At 36.5% G+C, this 11,809-nt stretch carries 9 protein-coding genes and 2 riboswitches; of the genes, 8 read left to right on the top strand and 1 reads right to left on the bottom strand.

What is annotated here, in order from left to right; all coding sequences use genetic code 11:
- Positions 1–276 precede the first annotated feature (276 nt).
- Together AB8S09_RS04395 and AB8S09_RS04390 are read left to right on the top strand one after the other, a co-directional pair.
- On the top strand, positions 277–1,029 hold the full coding sequence (locus AB8S09_RS04395) for a prepilin peptidase (RefSeq protein WP_294182439.1): 753 nt from the start codon (positions 277–279) through the stop codon (positions 1,027–1,029).
- 91 nt (positions 1,030–1,120) lie between these two features.
- Positions 1,121–2,728, top strand: coding sequence for a gamma-glutamyltransferase family protein (locus AB8S09_RS04390; protein ID WP_369868535.1), 1,608 nt, complete (start codon positions 1,121–1,123; stop codon positions 2,726–2,728).
- An 83-nt stretch (positions 2,729–2,811) separates the two neighbouring features.
- On the opposite strand, the gene AB8S09_RS04385 is transcribed toward AB8S09_RS04390, so the two are convergent.
- On the bottom strand, positions 2,812–4,011 hold the full coding sequence (locus tag AB8S09_RS04385; protein WP_369868534.1) for a M20 family metallopeptidase: 1,200 nt from the start codon (positions 4,009–4,011) through the stop codon (positions 2,812–2,814).
- Positions 4,012–4,079: 68 nt separating this feature from the next.
- Positions 4,080–4,196, bottom strand: a riboswitch (SAM riboswitch).
- Between the two features lie 143 nt (positions 4,197–4,339).
- A riboswitch (SAM riboswitch) is annotated at positions 4,340–4,448 on the top strand.
- A gap of 171 nt (positions 4,449–4,619) precedes the next feature.
- Here AB8S09_RS04385 and AB8S09_RS04380 point away from each other — a divergent pair.
- The 6 genes from AB8S09_RS04380 to AB8S09_RS04355 all read left to right on the top strand — a co-directional run bounded on the left by AB8S09_RS04380 (position 4,620) and on the right by AB8S09_RS04355 (position 11,722).
- The gene (locus AB8S09_RS04380) at positions 4,620–5,696 is read left to right on the top strand and encodes a methionine ABC transporter ATP-binding protein (protein WP_369868533.1); all 1,077 of its coding nucleotides are present in this window, start codon (positions 4,620–4,622) and stop codon (positions 5,694–5,696) included.
- A 16-nt stretch (positions 5,697–5,712) separates the two neighbouring features.
- Positions 5,713–6,393, top strand: coding sequence for a methionine ABC transporter permease (locus tag AB8S09_RS04375; RefSeq protein WP_369868532.1), 681 nt, complete (start codon positions 5,713–5,715; stop codon positions 6,391–6,393).
- Positions 6,394–6,421: 28 nt separating this feature from the next.
- Entirely contained in the window at positions 6,422–7,252 is an 831-nt protein-coding gene (locus AB8S09_RS04370; RefSeq protein WP_294182447.1) for a MetQ/NlpA family ABC transporter substrate-binding protein, read from the top strand.
- A 209-nt stretch (positions 7,253–7,461) separates the two neighbouring features.
- Positions 7,462–9,471 carry a cell division protein FtsA gene (locus AB8S09_RS04365; RefSeq protein ID WP_369868538.1) on the top strand — a complete coding sequence of 670 codons (2,010 nt, stop codon included), beginning with the start codon at positions 7,462–7,464 and terminating at the stop codon, positions 9,469–9,471.
- Between the two features lie 32 nt (positions 9,472–9,503).
- On the top strand, positions 9,504–10,676 hold the full coding sequence (locus AB8S09_RS04360) for a M20 metallopeptidase family protein (protein WP_369868531.1): 1,173 nt from the start codon (positions 9,504–9,506) through the stop codon (positions 10,674–10,676).
- A gap of 98 nt (positions 10,677–10,774) precedes the next feature.
- The gene (locus AB8S09_RS04355; RefSeq protein WP_369868530.1) at positions 10,775–11,722 is read left to right on the top strand and encodes a 3'-5' exoribonuclease YhaM family protein; all 948 of its coding nucleotides are present in this window, start codon (positions 10,775–10,777) and stop codon (positions 11,720–11,722) included.
- The last annotated feature ends 87 nt before the right edge of the window (positions 11,723–11,809 follow it).

Here is an 11,809-nt window from a genome sequence, read left to right as displayed (position 1 = left end):
GCATCGGAGCTTAACAAGATTGTAGAGAAGTTGAATGAGGAGACGGGCAAGTTCAAGATACAGGAAGATGATGTCGAGGTTAAAGCAAAGACTGACAGCAAATAATATTTTGATAAGGCATTTCTTAAGATAGACTGCTTCAAGCAGCCTATCTTTTTGATCAAATTTAAAAATATCATTTATCAATAAATATATTTGAATATTAACGGTAAAAATTGTCTATAATGCGAAAAGATATGTATATTATTAGGTCATATGGCAGATTGGGGAACATATATGAATATTTATTATGCTGTTGCTGTTTTTATTTTTGGAACTGTAATTGGAAGCTTTTTAAATGTATGTATTTATAGGATACCAAAAGGAGAGTCCGTTGTATATCCGTCTTCACACTGTACAAACTGCAGTACGGAAATAAAGTGGTTTGACTTGGTGCCAATCGTAAGTTATATTGTACTGAGGGGGAAATGCAGGTATTGTGGTGAAAAAATATCTGCAGGATATCCCATAATAGAATTTGCCACAGCATTTTTATATCTGATGCTGTATGTGAAGTTTGGATTGAGCATTGAATTTGCTAGATATGCCGTGTTTACAGGTATTTTAATCGTTGTGAGTGTAATAGATTTCAACACTACGGATGTTTATTTCAGCACAATCGTTACAGGTATTGTTTTTGCACTTGCGTTTATTTTATTGTACTGGCATATGGGTCTTGAAATAAAAAGTTTTATATATGGTGGAATATTAAGCGGTCTATTTTTTACAATTATAATATTTGTCACAAGAGGTGGAATGGGATGGGGTGACATGGAAATATGTCTTTTTTGTGGGTTGTTCTTAGGGCTTAAATTGTCTTTTGCAGCGATCTTTTTGTCTTTTATGCTGGGTTCAATTGTAGGCTTAATTTTAATTTTATCAGGTAAAAAATCAAAAAAGGATTATATACCTTTTGGGCCGTTTATTTCAATATCTTCAATCATTGCTATATTCTTGGGAAGAAATATAGTAAACCTTTATGTTATTTAGGGAACATCACGAATTGCTTAAATAATAAAATATTGTTATAATATAAACATAATTTTCAGAATTGACAAAAAATTTTTAAGAGGGGGAAATTATGGAATTCAATCATTTATACAACCCATATAAAACGTCTACAGCTATGTCCTATGGGAAAAATGGCATGGTGGCCACTTCACAGAACTTTGCAGCAGAAGCCGGATTTGAAATTTTAAAAAATGGGGGAAATGCAGTGGATGCCGCCGTGGCCACAGCAGCTGCATCCACTGTATGTGAACCGACTTCCAATGGAATCGGGGGAGATGCTTTTGCAATAGTATGTTACAGGGGGAAACTTTATGGCTTAAATTCCAGCGGCCCGTCTCCAAGAAATATATCTATAGACATATTAAGAAAAAAAGGATATAAACAGATGCCGAGATTCGGATGGGAAACTGTAAATGTCCCCGGAATCCCCGCTGCATGGTCGGCACTGTGGAAAAGGTTTGGAAAACTTTCTTTTAAGAATCTCTTGACACCTGCCATAGAATATTCGGAAAAAGGTTATCCTGTAACTCCAACTGTTGGACGCCTTTGGGAGAAATCCTACAGGGAATTTAAACACTATCTAAAAGAGGATAAATTTAAATATTGGTTTGAAACTTTTGCACCTGAAGGAAGGGCACCGAGAATAGGAGAAATTGTGACCTTAAAGGATCACGGAAAAACTTTAAAAATTATAGCCGAGACACTGGGAGAAGATTTTTATAGAGGTGAACTGGCGGAAAAAATAGATGAATTTTCAAAAAATACCGGAGGATATATAAGAAAAGAAGATCTGGAAAAATTTCATCCTGAATGGGTAGAACCTATAAGTACAGATTATAGGGGATATGATGTATATGAAATGCCTCCCAATGCTCAGGGAATAACTGTTTTGATGGCACTTAACATATTAAAGGGATTTAAATTTGAGGGAAAAGATTCTGCTGATACTTGTCACAAGCAAATTGAGGCCGTAAAATTATCTTTTGAAGATTCTTTAAAGTATATCACAGATGCGAAAAAGATGAAAAACAATATAGAAGATTTATTGTCAGAGTCCTACGCGGAGGAAAGAAGAAAGCAAATAGGGAAAACTGCTTTTATGCCGAAGATATACAAAAATATGGATGGAGGAACTGTTTACATCGCCACTGCAGATGGTGAGGGAAATATGGTTTCTTATATACAGAGCAATTACATGGGTTTCGGTTCCGGATTGGTTGTACCTGGGACAGGCATTGCCCTGCACAATAGAGGAAATAGTTTTTCGCTTGATCACAATCATATAAATTCTCTTGAACCTGGGAAGAAACCATACCATACCATAATTCCAGGATTTTTGATGAAGGATAATAAACCGGTAGGGCCTTTTGGGGTTATGGGGGCATTTATGCAGCCTCAGGGACATATCCAGGTTCTGATGGATATTATTGATTTTGGATTGAATCTTCAAGCTGCATTAGACTCTCCAAGGTGGTTCTGGACTTCGGGGAAAAATGTAAAACTTGAGAAGCAGTTTCAACCATATCTGGCAGAAAGTTTATATGAAAAAGGTCATTATGTAAATTATGAAATTAATACCGATGTATTTGGGAGAGGACAGATAATATTCAGAAATGAAGCTGGAGTTCTATTCGGAGGCACAGATTGGAGAGGCGACGGCGTTATATACTCCTGGTAAACAATTTGATGCCAAAATAAATTGTGGAGACAGATTTGTTTTTGTACAGATCTATCTCCGAAGTGTAAAAGTTGTAAATATTTTTAAGAATGCTGCCTGTTAAATTCATCTTTTATTTCATTCAACCTGCCTTTATCTGTAAGAAGAGTGAGACCTGTTAATGCCAATGCCTTGGCTCCAATTATAAGAGCTTCGTCTCCCTGTTTTGATATGGCAGCTTCCCTGAATTGAGGAGTGTGAGCCGCTAATTTGCTGCTGCCTATTTTTATATGTGGATGAATAGTGGGAACTACATGGCTTACATTGCCTGCATCTGTCGAGGCAAGCCCTTCGGGAATTTCGTCTATAAAGTTTTCCCCGATCAGGTTTAAATTTTCTTCAAATATTTTATCAAACGTATTATTGACTAGAAAATTGTCTATTTTATTTTGAAAAAAGCTTATGTTGACTTTAGCGCCTGTGATAAGAGCTGCTCCTCTGGCGACATTTTTAATTCTTTCTGTTACTTGATTGCAGCTACTCCGTTTGGAGGCACGTATGAAAAACTTAGCTTTAGCATAGTCTGGGACAATGTTTGGTGCAGATCCGCCGTCGGTTATAATGCCGTGTATTCTCACGTCGCTTGTAACGTGCTGTCTTAAAGCATTTATTCCATTAAACAACTGGATTACCCCGTCTAAGGCATTTATCCCTTTTTCAGGACAAGCTGCTGCATGTGCGGCTTTTCCTTTAAATTCAAACTGAATTGGATCATTTGCCAGGGATTTAACTGTTCCATAATTGTTATTGGAAGGATGAATCATCATGCATGCATCTACGCCTTCAAATAGATTATGCTTTACAAAGCTTGCCTTTGCACTGCCGTTTTCACCGCCTTCTTCGGCAGGAGTGCCAAATACCACAATTTCTCCACCAATTTTATCTATAAGTTTCGACAGCGATATAGCTGCAGCTGTACTTGCTGAAGCTATGATATTATGACCGCAAGCATGTCCTAAGTTGGGAAGCGCGTCATATTCTGCTAGAAGTCCAATAACCGTACCAGGACCTTTACGAGATTTTTTTCTCGCTATGAAAGAAGTTGGATGTCCGGCTAAAGCTTTTTTTACAAAAAAGCCCTCTTTTTCCAAAGTATCTACAAGTAATCCGGAAGAAAAGATTTCCTGATTTCCTATTTCAGGATGGTCGTGTATTTGATGGCTCATATCTATATAGACATCCCTCTTGTTTTCAATTTCATTTATTATATCCTTTTGGTAATCCTTGATATATCCTGTTTTCATGAATAATCCTCCTCTTTTTTGAACATAAAAAAATCTTCTTTGAGATAAAGAAGAGATGGATGATTCCCTTCTCATCTTTCAAGTTTGTAAAAACAAACCTGCTGGAATTGGCACAGTATCTTTTTAAAACAAAGTCTGTTGCCGAGGTTTCAATGGGCCTGTCCCTCCACCTCTCTGGATAAGAATTTTTTATTAAATTTATCAATAATCATAATAGAGCTTTAAATGAATTTTGTCAACAAAAAAATTTATTTTGAATTAGATATTGACATAATGAAAATAAGTTGTATAATCTAGCATATAAGGTAAGTCACAAAAATTTAACATATCCTTATCGAGAGAAACTGAGGGACTGGCCCGTTGAAGTTTCAGCAACCACATATGTCTGTTATGTGATGGTGCTAAATCCAGCAGAACGTTGTTCTGAAAGATGAGGAAAGGTATAAAAACCCTTCCGAGGGTTTTTTTATTCCATATATCCCCTTCTTTTGGAAGGGGATATATTATTTTATTCAAAAGCTATTATTTTAAAAATATTGGTAATATTCATTCGGTAATACAAATGCATCTTGATATATGAAATTACTGTTTCTAAAGGAGTGAAAAGAATGATATGGCTAAAGAATATCAACAAAGTTTATAAGAATAAAACCGGTAAGGTTCAGGCTTTAAAAAATATCAACCTGCATGTTAAGGCGGGTGAGATCTTTGGAATTATAGGATATAGTGGGGCAGGAAAGAGTACCTTGATTCGCTGTATAAATCTGTTGGAAAAACCAACTTCCGGAGAGGTGATTGTAAATGGGAAAAATCTCACTCATTTATCCTCCAGGGATCTGAGAAAGAGTAGAGAAAAAATAGGAATGATATTTCAAAATTTCAATTTGATGAAAAATAGAACTGTATTTGAAAATGTAGCCTATCCGCTGAAGGGAAAGGGATTTAGCAAAAAAGACATACAAAAAAAGGTAAATAACCTTTTGAAATTGGTTGAATTAAGTGACAAGATAAAGATGTATCCATCACAGTTAAGCGGTGGACAAAAGCAGAGAGTCGGGGTTGCAAGGTCCCTGGCCAATGATCCAGAAGTGCTTTTATGTGATGAGGCCACATCGGCTCTGGATCCGCAGACAACTCAATCGATTTTAAAGCTTTTAAAAAGTATCAATGATAGATTGAAATTGACCATAGTAGTTATAACTCACCAGATGGAGGTAGTAAAAGAAATATGCCAGAGAGTGGCTGTTATAGACTCTGGTGAAATAGTGGAACAGGGAAATATAATAGATGTGTTTACGAACCCCAAAGCTCCTATAACTAAAAAATTTATATCTTCTCTGTTCCATTATGACAAAATATATGATTTTCTCAGGAAAGAAAATTCTTTGGGAAAATTAAAACAGATAACCGAGGGGGAAAGCATAGTTAAAATATCTTTTACAGGCCAGAGAACTGCCCAAGCCTTTATTTCAAAAGTTTCCCGAAAGTTTAAGGTAGACGCCAGTATACTATTTGGAAATATAGAGATTATCCAAAATGTTCCCATAGGAAATCTGGTTGTGGAATTAAACGGCACAACTGAGGGAATAGACAGCTCGATAAGATATCTAGAAGAAAATAATATAAAGGTGGAATACCTGGATGAAAAAAAGGACAATGTCAAATTGAAAGTTGGCAACAATTAATCTTTGAGGTGATAAAATGAGTGAATTTCTAGCAAAAATAGCGCCAAATCTAGTAAATCTATATCCTGAAATGATAAAAGCAATATTTGAAACATTTTACATGGTGGCCATTTCGGGAATTATATCGACAATAGTCGGGACAATAATGGGAATAACATTGGTTGTGACAAGAGAAGGGGGCATATTGGAGAATAAAGTTGTCAACAGTATACTTGGCAAGATAGTAAATATCTTCAGGTCCATACCATTTATTATCCTTCTTGCGGCCATAATTCCCCTCACAAGGCTTTTGGCAGGAACTACCATAGGCACAAAAGGTGCTTTAGTACCACTTATATTCGGGTGTACGCCTTTCATTGCCAGACAAATTGAATCGTCACTGCTTGAGGTGGATAATGGAGTAATTGAAGCAGCACAGTCAATGGGTTCAGGTCCTTTTGAAATAATATTCAGGGTAATGCTCCTCGAAGGATTACCTGGAATTATTCATTCCCTTACAATAACAGTTATAAGCCTTATCGGTCTGTCCGCTATGGCCGGTACTGTAGGAGGGGGAGGTCTTGGTGATTTTGCTATACGTTATGGATACCAGTATTTTCAAACAGATGTCATGGTAGCTACTATAATTGTGCTTTTGATTATTGTAAATGTCATTCAATTCATAGGAGATACTTTATCAAGATTGACAACACATTAAGTTTATGAACTAAGGGAGGTCTTTAACAATGAAAAAATTTTTAGGATTATTTTTAACAATTGTATTATCTTTGGGAGTTTTGGCAGGCTGCGGTTCAAGCAGCACAGGACAGGCTACTGGCAGTAATAAAAAGCAGGTGGTTAAAATAGGTATAACCGGTGATGATCATAAAATCTGGGATAAGGTCAAACAAAATCTGGCAAAGGAAAATATTGATCTGCAAATTGTAAGTTTTACAGATTATGTACGTCCTAATATGGCACTTTCCGAAGGAGAAATTGATTTGAATTCATTTCAGCACTATGCGTACCTCAATAAATTTAAATCTCAACACAATCTGAAAATCAGTTCTATAGGTGAAACTGTACTCGCACCACTCGGCGTATATTCAAAGAAAATAAAATCTCTTAAAAATATCAAGGAAGGTGCAAAAATAGCTATCCCCAACGATCCTACAAATGAAGGCAGAGGGCTGAACTTGCTTCAGAATGCAGGCTTGATAAAATTGAAATCAGGAGTTGGACTATTGCCTAAAATTCAGGATGTGGCGGAAAATCCAAAGAAAATTCAATTTGTAGAACTTGCTGCAACTCAGATTCCAAGAACGCTTCAAGATGTTGATGCAGCCATAATAAACAGCGGTGTAGCCATAGATGCCAAGCTTAATCCTGTCAAGGACTCAATTTATCTGGAGAATGTATCAAGTAAAAATGCAAAACCATATATAAATGTAATTGTAGCTAGAGACAAGGACAAAAATAATGCTACTTATAAAAAAGTAGTCAAAGCTTATCAGACTGATGAGATAAAGCAGCTTATAAAAGAAACCTACAAAGGTGCAGAAGTTCCTGTCTTTTAGAAATAACTAATATTGATCCGCCGGCATATAATCATGGCCGGCGTTTTCTTTATCCTAATATAAATCCAATAATCACTTTCGTGCGCCTATACATATCGGTGACTTATATTTTACAAATATTTTATAATTATTTATAATAATTTTAGGCGGAGGAGTATGTTCCCGCCAATATTATGACACCTTAAACTATGAAAAAAGAGGTAAACATTATGGATTTGAAAGAGTTAAACCCAGAGGACGTGGTCTTTGCACTAGATATAGGGACGAGATCTGTAATAGGCACTGCAGGTATAGTTAAAGATAAAAAATTCGTTGTAATATCCGAATACTATGTGGAACATGAAAAAAGAGCCATGATTGACGGACAGATACACGATGTAAGTCTTGTGGCTAACGCGGTAAATGCAGTGAAAAATAAAATAGAAAAGGATTTACATATAAAATTGGAAAATGTGTCAATAGCTGCTGCAGGAAGATTTTTGAGAACTGTGTCCGTAAAGGAAGAAATGAAAATTGACTATAATAAGGAAATAGACAGAAATACTATAAGAAGTCTGGAATTGACTGCAGTAAAATCTGCAGAAAAAAAGGTGAATGAAGATACGAAAGGAAGGCTGTATTGTGTTGGATACAGTGTAAAGGGGTATTATCTGAATAACTACCTCATAGGGAATCTTATGTATCAGAGAGGGGAAAAAATATCGGCGGAGATTATAGCTACATTTTTACCACGTTCCGTAATTGACAGTTTATATTCCGTCATGGAAAAAGTGGGACTTCAGGTGGTGAATTTGACTTTGGAGCCTATAGCGGCTATGGAAGCTGCCTTACCCCAAAATTTGAGACTTTTGAATCTGGCTTTGGTTGATGTTGGGGCGGGAACTTCTGATATAGCTATAAGCGACAAGAATACCGTGAGTGCATATGGCATGGTACCTCAGGCCGGCGATGAAATTACTGAAATAATATCGCAAAAATATATGGTGGATTTCAATAAAGGTGAAAAAATAAAGAAGCAATGTGGTAAAGTGAAGGATATAACTTATACAGATGTTCTAGGAATGGAAAATAGAATTGCTTCCAAAGATGTAGTGAAGCTGATAAGTCCTGCCGTAAAGAAAATAGCAGATGAAATTGGTGAAAGCATTGTGGAATTGAATGGAGGAAGGTCGACCAGTGCGGTTTTTCTGGTAGGAGGAGGAGCGCATACTCCCAAGTTGAAAGATTTTATAGCTGAAAAATTGAATCTGCCGCTTAACAGAATTGCAATAAAGGACAGACATTCGGTACAGGACTGCGTCTGCAGGGACAATTCTCTTGGAAGTGCAGGGGTGACGGTTTTGGGTATAGCTTTGGTTTCTATAAGGAGATTGGGACATGGATTTGTAGATGTTATTCTGAATGGAAATGTAGTGAGTCTGTTTAATTCCCATAACCATACTGTAATGGACGTCATGCTGCAGGCCGGTGTAGATCCCGGTAATCTTATAGGTAAAAACGGTCAAAATATAAGATTTGTACTAAACGATATTAAAAGGGTGGCTTTTGGAACCCTGGCTTCCAATGCCGAGGTAACTATAAACGGCTTGAAAAAGACCATGGATGATAAGGTTAAAGAAGGAGACAACATAGAAATAAAGTATGCAGTAAATGGTAAGAAAGCTGCACCTAAAATTACAGACTATGTACAAAAAGTTTATTCCATAAGTTTTTTTGTAAACGACATAATAGAAAATTTAGAACCCCTGGCATATATAGACGGAAATAAAGTTAAGATTGACAGTTATATAAATGAAGGGGATAATGTAAACATAGCATTTCCCAAAACCCTCGGAGATTATGAAAAATATTTTTCGGATAATGACGATGAAGATAATTTAATATATTATTTGAACGGCGAAAAATTAGACAAAAACTATATAATAAATGAAGGGGACAGGATCTACAGGGTAACTGAAAATTCTCCGTCTAAAAAGGAAGAACCGAAAACAGAAAGTGAAAACTTAAAAGCTGCTGCTAATGAGATAACTGTAGTTGCAAATGGGAAAAACGTGGTACTCACAGGAAAAAGGAAATATATATTTGTAGATATATTTAACCATATAGAATTTGATTTAACTAGAGTAAGGGGAAAGCTATTTTTGCGCCTGAATGGTGAAAATGCAGGTTATTATGACGCCCTCTCAGATGGGGACGTAATAGAAGTAGGATGGGAATAATTCCAAATTCATTGGAGGTAAATATTGATTATATGGATAAAGATTTTTTAAAAATTGCAAAATCTATGAAGGAGAAGCTTGTTGATGTCAGGAGGGATCTTCATATGTATCCCGAACTGGGGTATGAGGAAAAGAGAACTTCCCGAAAAATAAAGGAATTTTTGAAATCCTGGAATATAGAATATAGGGAGACCGCAGGTACGGGAATATGTGCCATAATAAGGGGAAATGGAAATAAAACCATAGGCATAAGGGCTGATATGGATGCCCTACCCCTGCAGGACAGGAAAAATTGCAGCTATCATTCACAGGTAAAGGGCAGGATGCATGCTTGCGGACATGATGCCCATACCACCATTTTACTTGGAGCGGCAAAAATTTTAAATGATGTAAAAGACGAACTTAAGGGAAATGTTAAATTGTTCTTTGAACCGGCCGAGGAAACTACAGGCGGTGCAAAAATAATGATAAAGGAAGGCATACTTGAAGATCCGAAAGTAGACAGGGTAATAGGCCTCCATGTGGAGGAAAATATAGAAGTTGGAGATATAGGTTTGAAATTTGGAGTGGTAAATGCAGCTTCAAATCCATTCACCATAAAGATAAAGGGTCTGGGAGCTCATGGTGCAAGACCAAATATGGGAATTGATCCTGTAGTTATAGCAAGCCACGTGGTTTTGGCCCTCCAGGAAATCGTAAGCAGAGAACTTCCCCCCGTGGATCCGGCTGTACTTACAGTAGGTTCCATTCATGGAGGAACAGCACAAAATATAATTCCCGATGAAGCCACACTTTCTGGAATCATAAGGACCATGAAGAGTGAACACAGATCTTACGTGAAAAAAAGACTTATAGAAGTTACAAAGGGGATTGTGAACTCCATGAGAGGAAACTGTGAAATAAATATAGAAGAAAGTTATCCGTGCCTTTACAACGATGACGAAGCTGCAGGTGACATACTGAAGGCAGCCAGGCAGATAGTGGGAGATGGACATGTAAAGATACTTCAAAATCCGAGTATGGGAGTGGAAAGTTTTGCCTATTTTTCAATGGAAAGGCCATCTGCATTTTATTACCTGGGATGCGGGAACAGGGAGAAAGGTATAATACATCCTGCGCACGGAAATCTGTTTGATATAGATGAAGATTGCTTGCCTATCGGGGTTGCGGTGCAGTGCAGGGCGGCTTATGACTTCTTAAAATAGTTTGATTGTTGAGCCATCAAGATGAAATGTTCAAGGACTTGATGGTTTTTGTATTGTTGAATATTAAAATATTGTGACTATGGAGGTAAAATTAAAAAATGAAGATAAAAGATTTAACGGCAAATGTTTCTCTTGATATTTTTTTACTTGTAAAAGAAATGACTGAAGATGTGACCAGGAATAATGATTCATATATCAAATTTCTGTTAAGTGATGGTGAAAATAATATACATGGAATCATGTGGTCCACGTCCATAAAAGAACTTGATGAAGATGTCAGGCCCGGTAAAATAATCAAGGTTAGGGCATTTGTCAGGAATTATAAGGATAATTTACAGCTGAATATAACAAATTGCCGACCGGTATTGGAGAAAGACAATGTCAATGTGGGGGATTTTGTCAAAAGTGCACCTGTGGATTCAATGGCCATGTTTGATGCCTTCATTCAGGAAACTGAGAATTTTCACAACAGTGATCTAAAAAAGATAGTACAGAAAATTTTAATGGATAATAAGGATAAACTGGTATATTATCCTGCAGCCAAAAAAGTACATCATGCAATTAGAGGAGGATTGCTGTACCATACTTACAGGATGTTTAAGAATGCACAGAGTATTGCTTCTGTGTACCATACCTATATAAACAGGGAACTGTTGATTTCAGGTGTCATACTGCATGATATTGGAAAGGTCAGGGAACTTGACTCCAATAAACTAGGTGTAGTGGATGATTATTCCAAAGAGGGCAAATTATTGGGTCATATTGTGGAAGGTGTAATCATGGTTCACGATGCGGCAAAAGAACTCCAGACACCTGAAGAAATAGAGCTGCTTTTGAAACACATGATAGTTTCACACCATGGACTTGAAGAAAATGGATCACCTAAAAAACCTATGACTTTGGAAGCAGAGATATTACATTATCTGGATGAGATGGATGCAAGCGTATATCAGTTCGAAGATACACTGAAGGGAGTATCTAAGGGGAAATTCAGTGATAAACAATTTTTTCTTGGAAATATACAGTTATATAAAAACGAATTGTAATGTTTTATGTTGATTTAACCAATAATAGTAGTATATAATTAGGTAGTACTTATGTAAAATTGTCGATGTACATAACAATATGTAGAT

Origin of the sequence: Clostridium lapidicellarium (assembly GCF_041224415.1) — a bacterium.
GTDB classification, from domain to species: domain Bacteria; phylum Bacillota; class Clostridia; order Clostridiales; family Clostridiaceae; genus Clostridium_B; species Clostridium_B lapidicellarium.
The sequence above is the reverse complement of the archived record's forward strand: the minus strand, read 5'-3'. Positions and strand labels throughout refer to the sequence as shown.